Origin of the sequence: Thalassospira profundimaris, assembly GCF_003326755.1 — a bacterium.
Classification (GTDB): Bacteria; Pseudomonadota; Alphaproteobacteria; order Rhodospirillales; family Thalassospiraceae; genus Thalassospira; species Thalassospira profundimaris_B.
This window is the reverse complement of sequence record NZ_JPWH01000015.1, coordinates 85,614-106,709: the sequence shown is the minus strand read 5'-3', so window position 1 is coordinate 106,709 and position 21,096 is coordinate 85,614. Positions and strand designations below refer to the sequence as shown.

The window sequence follows — 21,096 nt, the reverse complement described above, 5'->3', positions numbered from 1 at the left end:
AGAAGGGCGGACATTTCTATTCCGTAATGACGGTTATATATAATTTGCTCGTGGCGAAATGCCGAGAAAACGGAGCAGACTTTCGGGGGCTACGATGTTCATCCCTGTACCTCGCTCGCGCTCACCGGTATCTACAATTCTGTTAAATATGGCCATTCTGTTAGCATCCATCTCTATTCCACCCCAGACAGCCTGCTGGATGTATCTAGAAACAAAGCCAGCGAGGACATCGGCAATCTGAATGCCGATGCTGTCGTGAGAGCAAACGAACTCCAGCTCCGCTGATGCTGAGAACTCGAAATCCGCCGTCTTTAGCGGCAGCTGCATGTTTAGAGCGTTGAAACTCTCCATCACCCCCTTATTCTGGCGCAAGACGTCTCCGAACTGAAGCTGCTCGTCATGGAAGAGCGTCACGCCCGAGACCTGCTTTTCTAGGAAGCGGTTGATCCGGGCATAAACGTGGGTGAAGGATGTCAGATTTGGCAAGACCCATAGAAGCTTGCCCTTTGGTGAGGTGTCCGGGATTGGCAGTGCATTCTCCACCGCCTTTGCCTTCGGAAGCTTTCGAAAATCCTTGAGGCTGTCACGGGTAAAGCGGACGAAAGCATCGGCAACCCCTTCAGTTGGAAGCCGGCTTGTCTCAGCCCACCGGATGATCTGCTTGTAGAAGTCGCGGACCTCGGCGTAGTCACGGCTCTGGCAGCAAGCGACGAAGGCCTGGGCTAACTCAGGCGGCCCATAAATCGCCATATGATCCGCCATTACCCCCTTTATCCATAGCGAGCGCGGCTGGACGTCGCATGCCCCGAGATAGGGAACGACGATCCGATCTATGATATTCGCGATAACGAAATAGTGTTTGTCAACGGCCTCGATGAAGATCGGGCAACCGCGCTCCTCGAGCAGATCGAGAAGGTCGGAGACGAATTGTGGCCGTTCATAGGCTTGTCGAGATTTTACTTCTGGAGATTGCATGCGATGCGCTGTCCTGAGGACATTGAACCTCTCCATGAACGCATCGTCGAGCTCGCAGCCCACAGCGGCAAGCGTGAACATACGCTGCTCAAAGCCATAGGTTTCGCCCCCTGCCTTGGTCAGGTCGCCAGTATTTCCGCTTTCATCGATATAGTATGCCAAGGGCGCAGAATGGGCACGGTCGATGAAGGCTTCTGTCTGTCCCATGGTTTGACGGCCCTCTTATGCCTGTTCGAAAAGTCACTTGTTCCAACCTGAACGATCATTGATCATTTGACCAGCTAGTAGCCATCGCACTTTCAATTGCCCAGTTCGACCCGGTTGAACTCCCGAGGTCCGTGGTGAGCTGGACCACCCTTGGTCTTATGATTTCTGTAGCACCCGTGGCATTATGGCATCCATCACGCGCGTTTCACTGCGCCACTCATCGCAAGAACGTTTGGACAAATGTGGCAACGCAGCATCCCGGTCATTCGAATGCTGGTTTTGGGCGGTATGCGGATCGGCACGAGGCAGGCATCGAGGACGTGGTCGTGCAGTGGAGGCGATGGACCGTTCGAGCGGCAAATCGCACCTGTGATCGGGGGCGTTACGTTGGGCGGGGCGCCTGGAGCGTGATGCGCATGGCCTGTCACGGGTAAGCAAATCCGCCGGTGAATTCGTTGCCGGTCAGGCTGATGAGCATCCGCCGTTGCCATCGTCTCCGTTCCTTGCTCGTCCCATGTCCGCTCCATACGGCCCTTTCAATGGCCTGATCTGGCCGAAGATCGGCTACGCCTCGACCGGCTTGGCGCAACAGCGCCGCCATAGCTTTCTTCCCCTGACGGCAGAGCCGCCATTCCGCGCGGAACAAGAAAGTTCTGCCTTTGCTGTCCGGCCCCCGGCACGCCGGGGGTGCGCCGTCGGTCGTCTCCGGCCTGTCGATCGCCATCGGGCCGCAATGGTGCGGACCCGGAAACGGAAAACGGAGACTTAAAATGGCAACCATCGGCACCTTCAAGAAGGCCGGCAACGAATTCACCGGCGAAATCGTCACCCTCAGCGTCCAGGTCCAGGGCGTGCGCATCGTTCCCGACACCCGCGCCACCGGCGAGAACGCCCCCAGCCACCGGGTCCTGGTCGGCCGCGCCGAGATCGGTGCCGCCTGGTCCAAGCGGTCCAATGAGGGCCGCGACTATCTGGGCCTCAAGCTGGACGATCCGAGCTTCACCGCCCCGATCTACGCCAACCTCTTCGACGACGAGGACGGCGAGAGCTACGCTCTGATCTGGTCCCGCCCCAACGGTCGCCGCGGCGAATAACGCCGTCGCGAGGCCCCGGTCGAAAGGCCGGGGCCGACCGCCAAGCCGGGCAACCGAATCAGTTCCCGAAATTTGCAAGGCCAAAGCGGAACCGCGATGTAAACACGTCAGAATTTTAGTGGCGAATTTTCATTATGCGACTATAATAGTCGTAGTTCTGGCGTTTGCGCCGGGCCGGATGGGAGGTGATCTGCATGATCACCGCCCGACAATCACGGGCCGCGCGGGCGCTTCTTGGCTGGACACAGGAGCAGCTTGCGGATGAGGCCCGGGTATCTTTGACCGCGCTCAAGCGCCTCGAATCCGAAAGCGGGCTCGAGGTCTATGAGACCACGCGCGATCAGGTCCGACGGGCTTTCGAGGCGAATGGCATTCTGCTCCTGAATTCCGACCAGGGGATTGGAGTGATGCATGTTCAGGCGAAGGCCGCCTCAAAGGCCTGACCTTTCCGGCGGGTTTTGCAGGGAGCCGAATTGCGCTAACGCCGTGCTCACAAAACTGTCGACTGGCTGTGTTAGGTTTGTGCAGCAAACGCCGTGGGGATGCGCGTGACGATCAGCAGCTTGCAGGGTGTGCCGCCGCAGGGGGGCGTGGTCACGGAGTATGACCGTCGCCACATGGCGCAGTATATGCGTTTGCTCGATGCTGCAGACGAGGGCGCGAGCTGGCAGGAAGCGGCGCAGATCATCTTGGGCCTCGATACGCAGAAAGAGCCGGAGCGGGCGCGCCTGGTCCACGACGCCCATCTTGAACGCGCGCGCTGGTTGAGTTCCGAGGGCTATCGGCAGTTGGCGGCGGGGCGAACCGGCTGAGGAGGTGATGCGCCGTGCGCATCACCTGATGCCTTGTAGCGGGCTTCCCAAGTGATTGATCTCTTGGAATCCTTTCTCATGATCAACCTAGGGGAGAAGCGATGCCATGCAACCTGATCGCTCGAATTGGCGTGACCAGGCCGCCTACGACTATCTCGATAATCTGGCCGCGCCGGACCTCGGCTGGGAATGCCTGCGCCGCAATCCCGAATATCAGCATGATTACGCGAAGCTCGCAGGAGAACCCCCGGAGAGGGTTGATCTGATGGATCAGGTCGGCCGTCGATGGGGGTTGTGCTTTCCCGATCCGACCCGGGCTGCCCGCTTGCGTAGCGGAGGTGTTCTGGTGTCCGGCGGTCGACACGAGTGCCGTGGTGCTCGTTGCCGCCCCCGAGGCACTTGGCGGAGAGGCTGATCGTCTCAGCGAGGACATCGTCGCCTCGACGGACAGACCGTCCCCGATGGGGGAGCACCTGCGCCACAGGCTGCCGGACGGGACGTACCTGCATCTTGTCGCCCCTTCTGGGTCCCGCCACAGGCTTGTGGCCACCGTTCCTCTCGGCCCTGAGGGTCTCGACCGCATCGAGGCAATCCAGCGGCTCCTGGCGAACCAGCACCGCCGTCGATCCATCCCCCGCGACACCCGTCTGACCGCGCAACAAAAAGCGCGCCTCCGGCGTGTCCTTCAAGCCTCGGACGCCGCCTTCCATGGTGCGACCCAGAAGCAGATCGCCGAGGTCCTGTTCCGGACCGGTCGCCTGGACCGCGATGAATGGCAGGTCTCCTCGGCCCGCTTTGCCGTCTCCAGCCTCCTTCGCGAGGGGCGTGACCTGATCGCTGGCGGCTATCGCAAGCTCCTTCGCCACCAGCGCCGCCTCTAGTTCGGCGATCCCGCGCCGCGGTGTGCGGATTTACCCCTGCTACCTTCCCACTGCATCTGACCGGACGCGCTTCGCCATCGTGACCGTCATCAGCCGCTGTTTCGCGGCACTAGTCACACACAGTAGGGAGACGCCCGATGTCCGCCATCTCAACCGAACTTCCCCCGCGCTATCTGCGCACCAAGGAGGCCGCGCAGTTCCTGAGCCTGTCGGCTCGGACGCTGGAGAAGCACCGGACCTATGGCACCGGTCCCGCGTACCACAAGCTGGGCGGACGCGTGGTCTATGCGATCGAGGACCTGCAGGCCTGGGTCGGACGCGGCGCTGTCACCTCGACATCCGACCCGCGCGGGCAGGTGTTGCCGGCGAAACGCCACACGCTCGCCAATCTGCCGCAGCCCCGCCGCTTCGTGCGCTGACGCAGCGGCAATGCCGTCATGACCGATGGACGCAAACCCCGTTCCGAGCGCGGACAGCTCGATCTGTTCCGCGCGCTGCCCGGGGATTTCGCCCCCAGAGATGCGCAGGACCTCATGGCCTATCCCTTCTTTTCTCTCGCCAAGTCGAAACGGGTCGCACCGATCGACTTTGCCGCTGGCAGCGTCAGCATCCGGGTCGAAGCGGTTCCCGATCACGGCATGGCCACAATCTGGGATGCCGACATCCTGATCTGGGCGGCGAGCCAGATTGTCGAGGCGCGTGACGCGGGGCTGCGCACCTCCCGGCTGATGGCGGCCACCCCATATGAGATCCTCACCTATGTCGGCCGCGGAACCAGTGCGCGGGATTACCAGCGCCTGAAGGCGGCGCTGGATCGTCTCCAGTCGACGACGATCTCCACCTCGATCCGGCAGCCGGCGGAAGGACGCCGCCATCGCTTTTCCTGGATCAACGAATGGCAGGAGCGCAGCGACAGGGATGGGCGGCCGGACGGCATCGAGTTGATCGTGCCCGACTGGTTCTACCGGGCCGTGCTCGACAATGCGCTCGTCCTCACCATTGATCGGGCGTATTTCGACCTGACCGGCGGACTTGACCGCTGGCTGTATCGCCTGGTGCGCAAGCACGGTGGTCGGCAGCGGGATGGCTGGCGTTTCGACTTCCATCATCTTCACCAGAAGTCCGGGGCACTGTCGCCCTTCAAGCGGTTTGCCTTCGAGCTTCGCGACATCATCAGGCGGCAGCCGCTTCCGGGCTACACGCTCTTTCTCGAGACAGAGGTTGGTGGCCGCAAGCTGTTGGCTTTCGAGCCTACTCCGGGCTGTAGAAAACCTGTGAATGGGCTCGTGCTATCGGGAACCCGGGCTATCGTGCTATCGGGAACCGGAGACTCGTGCTATCAGGAACCCAAACAGGGGGTAACGCACGGAAACGAAATAGGAAACCGCCCCCTTAACTTAGAGTCTAACAAAGAGTCTAACTTTGAAGAGCGCGCGCGTGATGTGGAAAACCTCATCCGTGCCACCGCAAAAAGCCTCAGCCAGGCCGGTAAGACGAAGGCAGCCGTCGCCCCATCGGTGCCGCGAACGGCTTCCGATCAGGGTGTCGCAGCAGCCTCCGATCATCCAGATACGCCCCGCCTTCCTCTCGAATTGCCGGGAGGTGGCGAATGATCATCGCTCTGCTCAATCAGAAGGGTGGCGTCGGCAAGACGACGCTGGCGCTCCATATTGCTGGTGAATTGGCGATACAGGGCAAGCGTGTCACCCTGATCGATGCCGACCCGCAAGGCTCCGCCCTGGACTGGTCGCAGCAACGCGCCCGCGAAGGTCTGCCGCGGCTCTTCGGCACCCTCGGCTTGGCCCGTGACACCCTGCACCGCGAAGTCCCTGAACTTGCCCGCACAGTCGATCATGTCGTTATTGATGGCCCACCGCGTGTTGCTGGGCTCATGCGCTCAGCGCTGCTCACCGCCGATCTGGTGCTGATCCCGGTACAGCCCTCGCCATTCGATGGCTGGGCCTCTGTCGAGATGCTGTCCCTCCTTGGGGAGGCCCGCATTTATCGGCCGGAACTTGTCGCCCGCTTCCTGCTCAACCGCTGCAGCGCGCGCACCGTCATCGCCCGGGACACCGCCGAGGCGCTGGCGGATCACAATCCTCCAGTGCTTGCCAGCACGATTGGTCAGCGCGTCGTCTTTGCAGATGCGGCGCAAACCGGTCGCCTCGCCAGTGACATCAACCGTCAATCGCATGCTGCCCGAGAGATCGCGGCGCTGACATCTGAGATCGGGCGCCTCGGTCTTGGAAAGGTGGCGGTATGAGCGGGCGCAATGACAAGCGTGGTTTCGCCGCGCGGCCAGTCGATGCCGAGACCTGGATCAAGGTTGGCGAGGCGCCATCTGCACACGGTCGCGCGGCGGCGATCTACACGGCCCGGCTCACCATCGACATTACCCCGGACCTGCGCGGTCGCATCAAGGTCGCAGCTTTCAGCCGCGGCGTCACTGTCGCTGACATGCTGCGCGAGTTGCTCGGGCGCGAATACCCGGAACCCGAAGGAGAACCACAATGACCGGCTTTGTGATCCCTGGCGTGACCGGAGACGGATCTTTCGACGCCCATTCCGGCGGCGCGCTGACGCGCGTAGAACTGACCTGGGTGGAGAAGCGGATCGAGTTCTGGATCCGGTTCGGCCAAGAAGCCGGAACGCAGATCCTCGACCGCAGCCGCCGCATCGTCTTTTTCCGTCCCGGCGCCGTATTTGGCTTCGTCCGCTGGACGTCGAATGACTATGGAACCGTTGTTTCGCGCATCGACATCGTGCGCGCGATCGCGGCTTGTAACTCCTATCAAACGCTGCCTTTCGTACGCCCCGGTGGCGAGATTTTGTTGAAGATCGAAGGCTGGCCCAAGGTTGAGAAGGTCCTCCGCCATGTCGATGCCATCGAGGGTCTCGGCATCGGTCCTGCCGACGTCGATCCCGACCACTGGCGCCATGTCGCGCATTGGATGAAGGCGGGCGAAGCGCCGCGCGCCTATACGGCGGAACGCCATGCCGCATGGCTCCGGCGTCAGGAGGTGAGCTTCGGTTCGCGCAGCGTGTCGAACGCTCCGGTGAGGCTTTCGAAGAGGCGAACGCAATGAGCCGCGCCCGCTACATCATGGTGACGGTTGCCGCGCTCGCCGCTGTCATCGCCGGCAGCATTCCGACTGCGCCACGGCTGGTCTGGAACGCCTCGGCCAGTGTGCCAATTGGTCTCTACACCATTGCGCCGGTGGGCCGACTCGCGGCGCCAGATCTGGTCGCGGTCATGCCGCCCGAACCCTTTGCAGGTTTCATGGTCGCGCGCGGCTATGTCGGTCGCGATGTGCCGATCCTGAAGCACGTCACCGGGCTGCCGGGACAACGGATCTGCCGTGACGGCGCTGCGATCACCGTCGATGGCAGACACCTGGGGGAGGCGCGAGAGCGCGACAGCCAGGGCCGCGATCTTCCCGTCTGGCAGGGCTGCCGCACCATCGTAGAGGGCGAAGTCTTCCTGATGAACCCGGCGGTCTCTGACAGCTTCGATGGCCGCTACTTCGGTCCGTTCCCCACCTCGGCAGTGATCGGCCGAGCCAGTCCACTGTTCACCGACGAGGGTGGCGATGGCCGCCTCGTCTGGGACGCGCCGGAGCGGTGACGCGCGTCCATCGCGGGGCGCGCAAGCGACCCGCCTCCCATTCACCGCATGAGGAAGGAGCCTCCAATGCCACAGATCGGTCAATTCACCCGCACCCCGTCTGGCTATGCCGGACAACTGCGTACGCTCTCTCTCGACCTGGAACTGACCTTTGTTCCCACCGACGCCGTCGATACCGAGAAAGCTCCCGCCTATCGCATCCATCTCGGTGACGAGGAGGGTCCGGAGGTTGGCGCGGGCTGGAAACACACCGGCGAAACCGCAGGGGCTTTCGTTTCGGTCCTGCTCGATGATCCGGTTTTCCGGCATCCGATACGCGCGCGCCTGTTCCAGTCGGACGAGGAGGGCAGGGCGTGGGGGCTGCACTGGACCCGCCCTAAGAAACGCGACGAGCGGGACTGACGATGATTATGTCCCGCACCCGTCCCGCGTCGGGGAGAGGTGGCATCTGCCGCCGCCTTCTCCTCCTTCTTCTTTCCGGCCTCCTCATCCCGGTCACCGCCACGCAGCCGCTCTTGGCGCAAACCAGTGTGCCCGAACACGCAATCGCCGCGCATCCCTACGCCGCCCAGGTCACCGAGGCGTCGCAGCGCTTCGGCATTCCGACGACCTGGATCATGGCCGTGATGCGGGCAGAGAGCGCGGGCGATCTGCGTGCGGTTTCTTCCGCTGGCGCGATGGGGCTGATGCAGGTCATGCCCGACACCTGGACCGGGCTGCGCATCCGTCATGGTTTTGGCCGAGACCCTTACGATCCGCGTGACAACATCCTCGCGGGCACGGCCTATCTGCGCGAGATGTGGGACCGCTATGGCAATGTCGCGGCGATGCTGGCGGCCTATAACGCCGGTCCCGCCCGCTACGACGAATACCGTTTGGCGGATCGTCCGTTGCCGGCCGAGACGCGCGCCTATGTCGCTGCGCTTGCGCCCGTGCTGCTTGGCGAGCGGCCATCGGGCGGCACTGTTGCTGCAGCCCGGCCGCTCGATTGGCGTGAGGCGGCGATCTTCATCAGCCGCGACGACGGCGGGTCTGCGATCGGTTCTGTGTCGCCTCACCGGACGGTCGGCGGCGCTCCTTCGCCCGTCCCGGCGTTGCCGCAGGCGGGCCTCCCCCCGCAATCTGAGGGCCTCTTCGTCCATCCGGAGACTGGTGAGGTCCGGCCATGATCCGCGCGACGACACTTCGCATGCTATCGTGCTCTGGAGTGCGTTTGAGGGGACGGCCGGTGGTGGCGGGCACCACGACCGAAGGATGGCAGGATAAAAGGGCGCACGGTGCGCGGCGGTTGGGCGGTTGTTTTTGTTCATGTTTTTGCCGCGCTCCGCACCGTGTGGCGCGTGCCTGCACCGTGCGAGATGTGCCTAAGGTTCTGATATTCAGTGTAGTTTCGCACTGTGTGGGGATTTGCCATGCGCGGTGATCGCGAGTTCCGCATCCGCCCGGGGCGTATCCGCTCTACCCGGGCGCAGCAGGCCCGGCCCTTCATCGCACAGGCTCTGGCTGCCGCGAAAAAGGCCGGCGGTGGCGTCTCGCGGGCCGGGCGCGTCACCACGGGCAATCGGTCCAGATTCGGGCGCGGTCAGCGTGCCAGCATTCAGGCCAACCGCCTCATCACCGCCCGCACACGCGGCGCGGTGTTCAAGGCGCGTGTGGTCCGGCACAGCGGGAAATCCGCGCCCCTCGGAGCCCACCTCGATTACCTGCGCCGGGACGGCGTGACCCGGGACGGGGAGAAGGCCAGGCTCTTCGGGCCCGGAACGGAGGATGCCGATGGCCGGGCCTTTGCCGGGCGGTGTCGCGATGACCGTCATCATTTCCGTTTCATCGTCTCACCCGACGACGCGCCGGACATGTCCGACCTGCAATCCTTCACCCGCGATCTCGTCCGGCGGATGGAGCAGGATCTCGGCACATCTCTTGACTGGGTCGGCGTCGATCACTGGAACACCGCCCATCCGCATGTCCATCTGATCGTTCGGGGTACGCGCGACGACGGCCAGGATCTCGTGATCTCGCGGGACTACATCAAGGAGGGCATGCGGGACAGGGCACGGGATCTCATCACCCAGGAACTGGGCCCACGTAGCGATCTCGACATCCGCCGGACACTTGAGCGACAGATCGGGGCCGAGCGCTGGACGCAGCTCGACCGTCAGTTGCTGCGGGATGCAGGGCGTTCGCGCATCCTCGACATGGCGCCGGATGCGGATCGGCAGCCGGATGCGTTTCACACACTGAAGGTCGGGCGGTTGCGCCGGCTGGAAATGCTCGGCGTCGCCGACCAGATCGGACAGTCGCAATGGCACATCAGGGACGATGCCGAGGCAGTCCTGCGCGAGATGGGGGAGCGTGGCGACATCATCAAGCGGATGCATCGTGCCCTGACGGACCGGGGGATCGAGCGCGGGGCCTCGAGCTTTGTGCTTGCCGCGGAGAGGCTCGATGTTCCCGTCATCGGTCGTCTGGTCCAGCGGGGTCTCGATGACGAGCTGAAGGGGACAGCCTATGCCGTCGTCGATGGTGTCGATGGCCGGAGCCACCATGTCCGTCTGCCCCATCTCGACGCTGCCGGTGACAGCGCCGCCGGCTCGATCGTGGAACTCCGCACCTATGACGATGCGCGCGGCCAGCGTCGTGTCGCACTGGCGGTTCGGTCAGACCTGGACCTCGCTGCGCAGGTGATCGCGCCCGGGGCGACCTGGCTCGACCGGCAGGCCATCGCGCGGGAACCGCTTGCGCTGTCGGACCAGGGCTTTGGTGCCGAGGTCCGGCAGGCCCTGGACGCCCGGGGCGATCATTTGACCTCGGAGGGGCTGGCCGAGCAGCGGGGCGGCAGAGTGGTCTTTGCCCGGCGCCTGCTCGGAACCTTGCGCGACCGGGAGCTGCAGGCGGTTGGCGCGCAGCTCTCGGGGGAGACCGGGTTGCCGTTCAACAAGGCGGAAGCGGGCGACTACGTCAGCGGCCTATATCGCCAGCGTCTCGCGCTGGCTTCGGGGCGCTTTGCAATGATCGAGGGCTATGGAGCTGACGGCGCGCTCGGCTTCCAGCTGGTGCCCTGGTCCCCTTCCCTCGAAAAACACCTCGGACGGGACGTTACCGGCGTCGCGCGCGGAGACGGCGGGGTCGATTGGGACTTCGGCCGCAAGCTCGGTCTTGGCCTCTGATCAAAACACAGGAAAGGAGCGACAGTCATGTCCGCAACAAAAATCCTTTGGGGGCAGATCTCCATCGTCTTCCTCATCATTCTGGCCACCACCTGGGGCGCGACGCAATACGTGGCCGCGAGCCTCGGCTATCAGGCACAGCTGGGCCCGCCCTGGTTCGTGCTGTTCGGGACGCCCGTCTACTATCCTCCCGCCATCTTCTGGTGGTGGTATTTCTATGAGGCCTACGCGCCACCGGTCTTTGCGACAGGTGGGATCATCGCCGCCTCGGGGGGCTTCATTGCTATCGGGGTGGCCATCGCTATGTCGGTCTGGCGCGCCCGCGAGGCCCGCAACGTCGCGACCTATGGATCTGCCCGATGGGCGGAGATGGGCGAGGTGAAGGCGGCCGGACTTCTTGATCCGGATGGCGTGGTCCTCGGTCGCTATGACCGGGAATACCTGCGCCACGATGGGCCGGAGCATGTGCTCTGCTTCGCACCGACGCGCTCCGGCAAGGGCGTAGGGCTGGTCGTGCCCACTCTTCTCACTTGGCCCGGCTCGGCCATCGTTCATGACATCAAGGGCGAGAACTGGCAGTTGACCGCCGGGTTCCGGGCCCGGCACGGTCGGGTCCTGCTGTTCGATCCGACCAATCCGAACTCTTCGGCCTACAACCCGCTGCTGGAAGTGCGTTGCGGGGAATGGGAGGTTCGCGATGTCCAGAATATCGCGGATATTCTCGTCGATCCCGAGGGAAGTCTGGAGCGGCGAAACCACTGGGAGAAGACCAGCCACAGCCTGCTCGTCGGTGCGATCCTGCACGTCCTCTATGCCGAGAAGGACAAGACGCTGGCCGGTGTCGCCAACTTCCTGTCCGACCCGCAGCGTCCCGTGGAGTCCACACTCCGCGCGATGATGCGGACGTCACATCTGGGCGGGGCGGGGCCGCATCCCGTGGTCGCCAGTGCCGCCCGCGAATTGCTCAACAAATCCGAGAATGAACGCTCCGGTGTGCTGTCGACGGCGATGTCTTTCCTTGGCCTCTATCGCGACCCTGTCGTCGCCCAGGTCACGCGCCGCTGCGACTGGCGGATCGGCGACATTGTCGGGGGAGCGCGACCTGTCACGCTGTATCTCGTGGTGCCGCCATCTGACATCAATCGCACCAAGCCGCTCATCCGCCTGATCCTCAACCAGGTCGGCCGACGCCTGACCGAAGACCTGCAGGGCAAGGATGACCGGCATCGGCTGCTGCTGATGCTTGATGAGTTCCCGGCGCTCGGCCGGTTGGATTTCTTCGAGAGCGCGCTGGCCTTCATGGCGGGCTACGGGCTGAAGAGCTTCCTCATCGCCCAGTCGTTGAACCAGATCGAGAAGGCCTACGGCCCGAATAATTCGATCCTCGACAATTGCCACGTCCGGGTGAGCTTCGCGACCAATGATGAGCGTACGGCCAAACGGGTTTCTGATGCTCTTGGCACGGCAACCGAGATGAAGGCGATGAAAAACTATGCCGGGCACCGTCTGGCGCCCTGGCTCAGCCATCTCATGGTGTCCCGGTCGGAAACCGCGCGGGCCTTGCTCACCCCCGGAGAAATCATGCAGCTGCCGCCTTCAGAAGAGATTGTCATGGTGGCAGGCACTCCGCCGATCCGCGCGACGAAAGCACGGTATTACGAAGATTCGCGGTTTACCGAACGGGTCTTGCCGCCACCCGACTTGGTGGAGGTGGGCGCCTCGGGGAAGGATGACTGGAGCGGTCTGGCCGTACCAACGCAGGACGTCGAGCTGGAGCCAGTCTCCGAGACGGGACCGGAGGATGAGGACCCGACAGCGTCAGAGCGCCGTCTTCAGCCGGAGCTGGCGCAGCCTCAGCCGGTCGACAAGCAGACGCTTCTCGAGAACGAGTTTGAATTCGACCCACCCGAGGATGAGGAGGATGGCGCCGTCCGTAACCGCAGTGTCATGCAGCAGATGCGTGGTGTTGCACGTCAGATCTCCCTCAATCCCGATGATGGCATGGAGCTTTGATCATGACCACCAGCCGCAAGAAGACGAAGATTTCGGTCTACCTCGATCCTGAGGTCATGCAGATGCTGGCGGAGTTTGCCGCCCGGCGTGATCGATCCCAATCGATGGTGGCCGAGGCAGCGATCGCATCCTTTCTCTCCCCGGATGACGCAGAGCGCCGCGAGGCGGTTCTGGCCAGGCGCCTGGATCAAATCGACAGGCGGATCACCCGGCTGGAACGCGATGTCGGGATCTCCGTCGAAAGCCTGGCGGTGTTCATCCGTTTCTGGCTTGCGACAACACCGGCTCTGCCGGAACCCGCGGCCAAAGCGGCGCGGGCAAAGGCTGGGGAGCGCTACGAGGCGTTTATCTCAGCTCTCGGTCGGCGCCTCGCACAGGGGCCGAAGCTGCGGCAGGAGGTGTCGGAGGATGTGGACGGGGGGCTCAGGTAGCTGAAAGGATGTCACCTGTCTCAGCCGCAGACGTCGGAACTGTAGCCGTGATCACCGTGTCCGGGTTGATCGGCCCACTGCCGCCGTTCAGGATCGCGCCTCGCTGCTATGCGGCATTCACCATACCTGCCGTTCGATACACAGTGCAGCATTTTCAAAGGTCAGACGGGAGCGATGCGGGACGAAGCTGCCGGTCGCTCTGCATCATGCGGATCAGCATTCTAACGCGCGGCGATAGAGATCAAATCAAGCCCTGCCGCGAAATTTCCATCAGCACCTTGTCGAGATATCGCGTGTTGGTTGGCCAAACTGACCCATTGATTTGGTCTACACATTCGGCCACGGTGGCGTCAGGCAGGCTAAAGAGTAGAGCAGCTTGTTCGTCGTTAGGCTCAGCGCACAGGGTATTAGCATGAGCAATTTCTTATGACCAATGCGCATACCGATAAGTATTCAGCCGGCGAGCAAGGTCTTGGATATATCTATCAGGCGCGTCTTTCCCTGCTGCACCTGCTTCAGTTGCCGGAGGATACGACCGTTTGTCTCGAAAAGGACGATGATCTCGATTTCATTGCTACCGACGGTGGCAAGTCCCTCGCTTCACTCAAACACAAAGCAGTCGGTGACAAGTTAACCGATCTGTCGACCGATTTCTGGAAGTCCGTCAATATTTGGCTGCTGCGGTATAAGCGGGATGGTCGTGCTGCATCAAATTTGCGGTTCTTCCTGTTCACCACCGGCACGGTATCGTCGGACTCTTTCCTTGCTGGCCTCCTCCCGGATCGACCAGTCGCTTCGGGTGATGCGGCAACACTGGCCCAGCTTGCCAACGAAGCACTCAGCAAGTCGAGGTCGAAACTTATCACGCCGATTGCCGTATTATTCAATGAACTTAGCGATTCAGAGAAGCAGGACTTCCTGGAACGCGTCCTGATCCTCGATGGTAGCCCGCGCATTGTCGACATCCCGACAATCATAAGGGACAAACACATGCGAAGCATCCGGCGCGAGCACAGGGAGTTCGTCTTTCAGAGACTGGAAGGCTGGTGGACCGACGCAGTGATCAAACACTTGACTGGTGCCAGACCGGAAGGGATCTTCGGCTACGAAGTGTCGGACAAGCTCTCAAGCTTCGCCGAAGAATACAAGGCAGACAACCTTCCTATCACCTTCCGCGGAAAGCTGCCTGCCGACGAGATTGACACCGATTCAGATCCACGCCTGTTCGTGGCGCAACTGCGCGAGATTGGTATTTCCTCCAATCGGATCAGGAGCGCGATTCTGGATTATTATCGGGCGTTCGAACAACGATCGGCCTGGGCCCGCGAGAATCTGCTCGTATTGGGAGAGGTCGAGGAGTACGAAGATCGCCTCACCGATGAATGGGGTCGCTATAAAGACGTCGCCTTTGAGAAGCTGACGGACGACAGTGCGGAGGATGCGCTGCGCGAAGCCGGCGCGACTCTCTACAACTGGGCGGAATTTGAGACTGGAAAGATCGAATCTCTACGCATTCGCGCACGGGTGACGGAGCCCTATGTCCTTCGCGGCAGCTTTCACATTCTGGCGGATTCCACCCCCGGACCCAAGGTTTATTGGCACCCAAGATTTCTCGACCGACTTGGCAATGTCCTGGGGGTCGCCTCGTGAAGCGATGGGATCAGCGCCCCTTTGAAATTCGGAACCTTTTCAATCCTGCATTCTGCGGCTTGGTCCTGTTCCGTGCCCTGCACGGCTACGAGGAAGAAGACGATCGCGGCATGCCCTTTTCGCTGTCGCTGCTTGTATTGCCACTGTGCCTACACAAGGATTCGCGCGAGATAATCGCCGGCAGTCCACGCAGTTACCTGCTCAAGACCGCAGAGAAGAACCAGCAAATCATGGTGGGCTTCGCCGACCGTGTCACGCAGATGCTGCCGTATGCCTTCGAGGGGTTCGGTCTGCTTATGGAACGGGGCTGCATCGACGTCTCGGACGACGGTCGCATCCAGACCGTACCCAAGAAGGTCCGCAAGAGCGTCGATGGAACCGCCGAAACCGTCGCCTGCCAGAAGGTGGCTCGGATCGTCGGAAAGGAATTTGCACGCATTGCCGACCGGGCGACGGTTTATGCGACTTTCGGGATTCGACCATGAAGATCAGATCCATCCACATCTACAGCCATGACGGCCAGCGCCGTGACATCCGGTTTAAGGTAGACGGGCTCAACGTCATCACCGGTCGCTCCTCTACCGGCAAGTCTGCGCTCTCCGAGATCATCGAGTACTGCATGGGACGCTCCTCGTTCAACGTCCCCGAAGGCATCATCCGTGACAAGGTGTCTTGGTTTGCCGTGATCTACCAGTTCGAGAAAGAACAGGTGCTGATTGCCAAGCCAACCCCGCCAGGAGGTGGCGCGAGTTGCAGCACGGCGATGTTGCGAAGGGGTGCCCAATTGGAGGTGCCCGAGTTCAAGGATCTGGCGGTCAACACTGACGATGACAGTATTGTCGAACTGCTGTCGCGCTTGCTCGGCATTCCCGAGAACCGCACGGAAGTCGCGCCTGAGCACAGCAGAGTTAGCTACGACGCGAACGTCAAGCACACGTTCTACTATCTGTTCCAGAAGCAGGGGCTGGTCGCCAACAAAGATCAACTTTTCTATCGCCAGAACGAGCAGTTCCAACCGCAGGCGATCCGCGACACGTTGCCAATCTTGCTTGGCGTCTCGTCACACGATCGCTACGAGTTGGAATCCAGGCTGCGCTTAGCGCAGCGCGATCTGAGGATCAGCAACAAGAAGCTGGATCAGGCACGCGACGCTGTCGACACGTCGCACGAACAAGCTATCGGCCTCTACTCGGAAGCCAAGACAGTCGGGGTCATCGGCAACACCGACGAGAACCCGAATGCCGACGGGATCATCGACGCATTGAGGTTGGCTCTGTCGTGGAAGCCCGAAACCGTGCCAGACGACGACGGCAGCCGGGTTTCGTTTCTGGAAGATGAGCTGGCCCAACTGCGTCAGGATCGCCGTGATACGCAGGCCCGGATTGACGCGGCACGACAGTTCGCCAAGCGGGCGCGCGGCTACGAAAATGAGGCCGCCGAACAGATAGACCGGCTGGCCTCAATCAAGGCACTGCCGAAGAACCCCGACAGCGGCGAATGGCGATGGCCGTTCAGCGAACAAAACTTGGCGCTGGAATCCCCGGTCGCCGTCGTTCTGCTCAATGAATTGGAAACGCTCGACAAAGAGTTACGCATCGCCACCGGCCAGCGCCCCAAGCTCGAAGCCTACCTAGCCGAACTGGTCGGCAAAGCGGATGGGATCGCGGGCGATATCAAGCAGAAGGAAGCGGAGCTATCCGCGGCGATCTCAGCCAACGAAGTCATCGCCCAAATGGGTACCCGCAACAACGCGGCCGCGCGCGTGGTTGGCCGTATCAGCCTGTTCCTGGAAACGCTCCTCCCGAATGAGGATCTTGCCAAACTGGAATCGGAGAATCGCCGTCTCAACAACAAAGTTAAGCAGCTTGAGGAGCAGATAGGCGCTGACGACAGCAACGAACGCCTGACCTCGATCCTCAACAACATTTCCGCACAGGTGTCGCAATACATCCAGAAGTTCAACGCCGAATTCGGTCCTTACCCTGCGCGGCTCAACCTGCCGAAGTTGACAATCGTCTTCGATCGACCCGAGCGTCCTGTGCCAATGGGCAGGACTGGCGGCGGCGAGAACCATTTGGCCTACCATCTGTCAGCATTGCTCGCCCTGCATCTATTCGCGGCTCAGAACAACCGTCCGATTCCGCGCTTCCTGTTGATCGACCAACCAACCCAAGTCTACTTCCCCTCCGAGCAGGTATACAGGGATGCCGATGGTTCGGTGCAGAAGACGGAAGCCGACGCCGACCTCGATGCTGTGCGCCGGTTGTTCGAGCTGTTGCTGAAGTTCACCCAAGACGATGTTCCAGGCTTCCAATTGATCGTCACTGAGCATGCGAATCTTCGTGATCAGTGGTTTCAGGACGCACTCATCGAAATACCATGGACTAAACCCCCCGCATTGGTCCCAGAGGATTGGCCGCAAGAAAAGGAGAACTGAGCAGTTGAACGATCGCAATGCCCTGAAGCGCATCCCATCGTTTTCGTCGACCCGGTTTCCTCTCTTGATCACCTGCACCGTGATCGAGTTGCCGCGCGCTTGGCCGAAGTGGGCGCCAGCCGCCAGGTGATCGTGTTTACGCATGACATGGCCTTTCTGCTGCTACTCGACGAAGCGTAAGCATGCGCCGAGGGCCGTCTGGCGGGAATGCTGTCTTTCAGGCTACCGGACGCCCTTATGGACGCACACGAAGCCCCCCGCATTCAGGTTTTGGCGGTTTCCGACTTTGGGCGCCGTCGCCGTTGGACGGATGCCGAGAAGGTCCGGATTGTTAAGGAGAACTACGGTCCAGGCTTGAAGATGGCCGAGAAAGCGCGACGGCATGAGATTTCGCGGTCTGTGCTCGCCGGCATTCGAGTTCGCCAAGAGAAGGCCGCATGATATTGCTCTGTCGTGCCAATGAGATTTCTGAGAGGCTCTCACAGAGTGGAGGTGTTTTATGCAATACAATCGGGAAATGGCTGATTTGGCGTCGGAACTTTTCCGTGTCTTCGCCCAGTTTGAATACTGTCTGAAGGTAACCGGCTACTGCGTTGCTGGCCCTGGCAATGCCGCTAATCCCGACTGGACACGATTTGCCCGTGAACTGCCTCCCCTTACAGAACAAGCGGGTGCGGACGTTGCAGTAGCCATCGCCTACATGCTGGGACATCCTCCGAAAAAGCAGGTCTATGTGGATGATGTGCTTCAATGGCGCATTGTTGCTCCGCAGGCGCAGAACGAAAACGACCTCATCTTCCTCTATGTCAGGCGCGTCCGGAACAACCTGTTTCACGGGGGAAAGTTTAATGGGCGTTTCTTCGACCCTGAGCGGAGCAGGGAATTGCTGGAATATTCCATCACGATTCTGATGGCAGCGATCATTATGTCACCGCGCATGTTGGAAGCCTACGAGCATAGAACCGACTGATGAATTGAAGCTGTTCTTGTCCCCGTGCTTTACCAACCTCCCATTTCGTCATTCAGCATCCGTACTTGGGCTTCGCGCAGTTCTTCCATCGTCTGGATCGTCGGGGTGATCTCAAGCTCATACATGGGGATCTGCCAGCGCTCATACAGGGTCATAACGTCCCCATCCTCCGCGCTCTCGGAGATCAGTCCGGTCGCTTCCATCTGTTCCAGCGTTGCCTGCATTAGCGCTTTTGACGTGTGCAGGGTTTGTTTCTCGGTGAACCGTGTCCCGCTCCAGATGGATGCGACGATGCGCAGGCCATCGAGGCTGAGCACCCCAAGCCGCTGCATAGCATTGGCAACCCGCAGCGCGTCGGATTCTTCCGGCCCAAACAGTGACGGCCGGGTTCGCGGTTCGTGCCAAGCCAGTTCGCCGTTGTCGTATGACTGAATGTCCGCGTACAGAGCGCTTTCCCGTTCGTGGACCGGCCCGCCCGGCAGGATAAACTCTCCCGCGAATCCCTCCAGCGTGTGCTCTTCGCATTCGGTTTGCAAATAGTGCTGGAGCTGGGCAACGCTCACAGGCTTCCAACTCGTCGCCTTCGCGTAAATGAGCCGTGCCAGATGATCGTAAAACCAGCGCATCAGCTTGCCGATATGCTGGTTTACCTGGGCCGGGGGGCAACGAACAATGTCCATTAGGATCAGGATTTTCGCGGCTTCTTCATCCGAGAAGCTGACCATCACGTCTTCTTCCCTAGGACGATCATGTAGGCGAGCGGCAGCATCCTGAAAGCCCTGAGCGCTCGCAAGTAAAATAGGCAAACCTTCAGCAATGAAGGCCAGCCGGTCCTCGTGCCTCATCTGGCACAATCGTAGCCCCTTTCGAAGGCCTATGTCGGGTTTTCTTGCCATGCTGCATGTATAGCGGGAAGCTGCCCGTCACGTCGATCCAAAGGGTGCCTGTGAACGACGGCTATCACCGGTCTTTGCGGGTGCGATGCTGCCCCCTCACCGGCAGCTATCCGCCCGACGGGTCGGTCACGGCCAAGGTCTCGCTGCGGCGCGCGCGAACGGCGGCAATTGCCAATTGCTGCAGGTGCTTTGCTGCTGCGCCGCAAGTCGGCTCACCGCCGATTCTGTGGAAAAACACCCGTTTGCTGGCGCAGAATGCGGCGCCCAGATTTGAGCGCGAGCGCCTTTCCTGTCAGGCTTTTCGCGGTTGCTGCGGTGCAGGAAGGAGCTTGGCCATCTTGCGGAGGTTTTGGGCGGTTGCGGCCAGGAGGAATTCGTCATTTGCGCCGCATGGGCCACGTAATCGGAGCCGGTTCAGGCCCAAGATCCGTTTGAGGTGGGCGAAGAGCATCTCGACCTTCTTCCTCAGCTTCATCGAGATGACGTATTGCTCGGTTTTGGCGATGTCGCGGGCGACCTGCCGGGCATCCTCATGTTCTTCACGGGTGATCTTGCGCGCATCCGCGTTGGGGCAGCACTTTGCCTTGGATGGACAGGCCTGGCAGACCTCTTTCAGCGCCCGATAGCGCGCTGTTCCCTTGCCTGTCGGCCCCCGGTTCGGGTCGGAATAGTTCCGGCGGAATTGCTTCAGCTCGTGCCCCTCGGGGCAGAGGTATTGGTCGTTTGCAGCGTCCCACTCGAAGTCGGCGCGGGTCCAGGTGCCATCGCTGCGTCCAGACTTGTCGAGGACAGGAATGTGGGGCGCGATTTTGCGGTCGACCAACCAGCCCAGCATTGGAGCGGTTCCGTAGGCGGCGTCTGCAATCAGACGCTCGGGATGGAGGTCGAACCTGGCTTTGACGCGCCCCAACATGGTCTTGGTTGAACCGACTTCGGCTTGCCGGTTGGACCGCGTCGCTTCAACATCCACGATGACGCCGTGGTCCGTGTCGATCAGGTAATTGTCGGAATAGCTGAAGAATGCCGGTCCCTTACGGGCGGCCGTCCATTGGCTGGCCGGGTCGGAATGCGACGTGAACTTGGGCTGCACCTCGCTGGCGGCACCGAACGCCGCCTCATCCAGGGTGGCGAGATACTCACGCACAGCGCGGGGCGCGTCGTCCGGATCGACCTGCGCCGGATCCCACTCTTCCTTTGGTGTCGAGTTCTGCTTGTTGGCATCGGCCTCAATCAGACTGGCGTCGATGGCCATGCGCTGGCCGCTGACCAAGCCCTCTTCGATACAGCGGGCCACCGTGGTCTCAAACAGGTGCCGCAGCAGTTCGCTGTCGCGGAACCGTCCATGCCGGCTCTTGGAAAATGTCGAGTGATCCGGGACGCGATCGCTAAGGTCGAGGCGGCAAAACCACCGGTAGGCAAGGTTCAGATGCACCTCCTCGCAGAGCCGCCGTTCTGACCGGATGCCGAAGCAATAGCCCACCAGAAGCATCCGGATTAGCAGCTCGGGATCGACCGAAGGCCGACCGGTGTGGCTGTAGAAATCGGCAAGGTAGGTGCGGATCCCGGACAGGTCGACGAACCGATCAATGGAGCGCAGCAGGTGGTTCTGCGGAACATGATCCTCAAGCGAGAACTCGTAGAACAGCGCCGGTTGCGCCTCCTGCCGCGGTCCCATCATCGCCGATCCTCCCACCCTCTTCAGGAATTGAATCAGCCGACGGCCCTTCGATCAAGCGCGAGTTTTTCAACAAAATACGCCCGAAACCACCAAGTTCGCATGACGGTTGCCACGACGCCTTCCTTCTGAAGTGGATCTGGAGGCAAAGTCGCCGTTTTCCTGTCTTTACACGCCACGCTACTACCCCCTCGGAAACCTGTTGAGCTGTAGGCATTTACGGCTTTCTTAATCGACCCCGATCCAGGGCGGCCTGTTGGAGG

Annotated in this window: 24 protein-coding genes; 21 read left to right on the top strand and 3 right to left on the bottom strand. The window is 61.4% G+C overall.

Annotated features, from left to right (window positions below):
* Nucleotides 1-33 precede the first annotated feature (33 nt).
* A complete protein-coding gene (locus TH25_RS17030) occupies nucleotides 34-1,182 on the bottom strand; it encodes a DUF3800 domain-containing protein (protein ID WP_064790310.1) in 1,149 nt (382 codons plus the stop codon).
* Nucleotides 1,183-1,952: 770 nt separating this feature from the next.
* Here TH25_RS17030 and TH25_RS17020 point away from each other — a divergent pair.
* The 21 genes from TH25_RS17020 to TH25_RS16920 all read left to right on the top strand — a co-directional run bounded on the left by TH25_RS17020 (nucleotide 1,953) and on the right by TH25_RS16920 (nucleotide 18,262).
* Nucleotides 1,953-2,276 (top strand): DUF736 domain-containing protein, encoded by a 324-nt coding sequence (locus TH25_RS17020; RefSeq protein WP_064790312.1) that lies wholly within the window; start codon nucleotides 1,953-1,955, stop codon nucleotides 2,274-2,276.
* 194 nt (nucleotides 2,277-2,470) lie between these two features.
* Nucleotides 2,471-2,719 carry a helix-turn-helix domain-containing protein gene (locus TH25_RS17015; protein ID WP_009573769.1) on the top strand — a complete coding sequence of 83 codons (249 nt, stop codon included), beginning with the start codon at nucleotides 2,471-2,473 and terminating at the stop codon, nucleotides 2,717-2,719.
* Between the two features lie 105 nt (nucleotides 2,720-2,824).
* Entirely contained in the window at nucleotides 2,825-3,088 is a 264-nt protein-coding gene (locus TH25_RS17010; RefSeq protein ID WP_258549195.1) for a DUF2285 domain-containing protein, read from the top strand.
* A 106-nt stretch (nucleotides 3,089-3,194) separates the two neighbouring features.
* Nucleotides 3,195-3,503, top strand: coding sequence for a transcriptional regulator domain-containing protein (locus tag TH25_RS25740; protein ID WP_220151441.1), 309 nt, complete (start codon nucleotides 3,195-3,197; stop codon nucleotides 3,501-3,503).
* Nucleotides 3,463-3,969, top strand: coding sequence for a DUF2285 domain-containing protein (locus tag TH25_RS17000; RefSeq protein ID WP_197482602.1), 507 nt, complete (start codon nucleotides 3,463-3,465; stop codon nucleotides 3,967-3,969). The genes TH25_RS25740 and TH25_RS17000 overlap by 41 nt, the downstream gene beginning before the upstream one ends.
* A 137-nt stretch (nucleotides 3,970-4,106) precedes the next feature.
* Nucleotides 4,107-4,388 (top strand): helix-turn-helix transcriptional regulator, encoded by a 282-nt coding sequence (locus TH25_RS16995; protein WP_064790316.1) that lies wholly within the window; start codon nucleotides 4,107-4,109, stop codon nucleotides 4,386-4,388.
* An 18-nt stretch (nucleotides 4,389-4,406) separates the two neighbouring features.
* Nucleotides 4,407-5,582 carry a replication initiator protein A gene (locus tag TH25_RS16990; protein WP_064790317.1) on the top strand — a complete coding sequence of 392 codons (1,176 nt, stop codon included), beginning with the start codon at nucleotides 4,407-4,409 and terminating at the stop codon, nucleotides 5,580-5,582.
* The gene (gene parA, locus TH25_RS16985; protein WP_064790318.1) at nucleotides 5,579-6,232 is read left to right on the top strand and encodes a ParA family partition ATPase; all 654 of its coding nucleotides are present in this window, start codon (nucleotides 5,579-5,581) and stop codon (nucleotides 6,230-6,232) included. The genes TH25_RS16990 and parA overlap by 4 nt, the downstream gene beginning before the upstream one ends.
* Entirely contained in the window at nucleotides 6,229-6,483 is a 255-nt protein-coding gene (locus tag TH25_RS16980; protein WP_064790319.1) for a ribbon-helix-helix protein, read from the top strand. Before parA ends, TH25_RS16980 begins: the two co-directional genes overlap by 4 nt.
* Nucleotides 6,480-7,055: a DUF2840 domain-containing protein gene (locus tag TH25_RS16975; protein ID WP_064790320.1), complete on the top strand. Its 576-nt coding sequence runs from the start codon at nucleotides 6,480-6,482 to the stop codon at nucleotides 7,053-7,055. Before TH25_RS16980 ends, TH25_RS16975 begins: the two co-directional genes overlap by 4 nt.
* Entirely contained in the window at nucleotides 7,052-7,594 is a 543-nt protein-coding gene (locus TH25_RS16970; RefSeq protein ID WP_064790321.1) for a S26 family signal peptidase, read from the top strand. Before TH25_RS16975 ends, TH25_RS16970 begins: the two co-directional genes overlap by 4 nt.
* 66 nt (nucleotides 7,595-7,660) lie before the next feature.
* On the top strand, nucleotides 7,661-7,996 hold the full coding sequence (locus TH25_RS16965; protein ID WP_064790322.1) for a DUF736 domain-containing protein: 336 nt from the start codon (nucleotides 7,661-7,663) through the stop codon (nucleotides 7,994-7,996).
* A gap of 8 nt (nucleotides 7,997-8,004) precedes the next feature.
* Nucleotides 8,005-8,763 (top strand): lytic transglycosylase domain-containing protein, encoded by a 759-nt coding sequence (locus tag TH25_RS16960; RefSeq protein WP_309471288.1) that lies wholly within the window; start codon nucleotides 8,005-8,007, stop codon nucleotides 8,761-8,763.
* 243 nt (nucleotides 8,764-9,006) lie between these two features.
* Nucleotides 9,007-10,761, top strand: coding sequence for a relaxase/mobilization nuclease domain-containing protein (locus tag TH25_RS16955; RefSeq protein WP_064790324.1), 1,755 nt, complete (start codon nucleotides 9,007-9,009; stop codon nucleotides 10,759-10,761).
* A gap of 27 nt (nucleotides 10,762-10,788) precedes the next feature.
* Entirely contained in the window at nucleotides 10,789-12,774 is a 1,986-nt protein-coding gene (locus TH25_RS16950) for a conjugal transfer protein TraG (protein WP_064790325.1), read from the top strand.
* Between the two features lie 2 nt (nucleotides 12,775-12,776).
* Nucleotides 12,777-13,205 carry a hypothetical protein gene (locus tag TH25_RS16945; RefSeq protein ID WP_064790326.1) on the top strand — a complete coding sequence of 143 codons (429 nt, stop codon included), beginning with the start codon at nucleotides 12,777-12,779 and terminating at the stop codon, nucleotides 13,203-13,205.
* 426 nt (nucleotides 13,206-13,631) lie between these two features.
* Complete coding sequence (locus TH25_RS16940) at nucleotides 13,632-14,855, top strand: ABC-three component system protein (RefSeq protein WP_064790327.1); 1,224 nt, start codon at nucleotides 13,632-13,634, stop codon at nucleotides 14,853-14,855.
* Nucleotides 14,852-15,340, top strand: coding sequence for a three component ABC system middle component (locus tag TH25_RS16935; RefSeq protein WP_064790328.1), 489 nt, complete (start codon nucleotides 14,852-14,854; stop codon nucleotides 15,338-15,340). Before TH25_RS16940 ends, TH25_RS16935 begins: the two co-directional genes overlap by 4 nt.
* Nucleotides 15,337-17,292 (top strand): DUF3732 domain-containing protein, encoded by a 1,956-nt coding sequence (locus tag TH25_RS16930; RefSeq protein WP_064790329.1) that lies wholly within the window; start codon nucleotides 15,337-15,339, stop codon nucleotides 17,290-17,292. Before TH25_RS16935 ends, TH25_RS16930 begins: the two co-directional genes overlap by 4 nt.
* 207 nt (nucleotides 17,293-17,499) lie before the next feature.
* Nucleotides 17,500-17,733 carry a transposase gene (locus TH25_RS25735; RefSeq protein WP_064790330.1) on the top strand — a complete coding sequence of 78 codons (234 nt, stop codon included), beginning with the start codon at nucleotides 17,500-17,502 and terminating at the stop codon, nucleotides 17,731-17,733.
* A 58-nt stretch (nucleotides 17,734-17,791) separates the two neighbouring features.
* Nucleotides 17,792-18,262 (top strand): hypothetical protein, encoded by a 471-nt coding sequence (locus TH25_RS16920; protein ID WP_114089513.1) that lies wholly within the window; start codon nucleotides 17,792-17,794, stop codon nucleotides 18,260-18,262.
* Between the two features lie 29 nt (nucleotides 18,263-18,291).
* Here the strand turns inward: TH25_RS16920 and TH25_RS16915 are convergent, their stop codons facing one another.
* The gene (locus TH25_RS16915) at nucleotides 18,292-19,107 is read right to left on the bottom strand and encodes a hypothetical protein (RefSeq protein ID WP_064790335.1); all 816 of its coding nucleotides are present in this window, start codon (nucleotides 19,105-19,107) and stop codon (nucleotides 18,292-18,294) included.
* 343 nt (nucleotides 19,108-19,450) lie between these two features.
* Complete coding sequence (locus tag TH25_RS16910; RefSeq protein WP_114089512.1) at nucleotides 19,451-20,836, bottom strand: IS1182 family transposase; 1,386 nt, start codon at nucleotides 20,834-20,836, stop codon at nucleotides 19,451-19,453.
* Nucleotides 20,837-21,096: the final 260 nt, after the last annotated feature.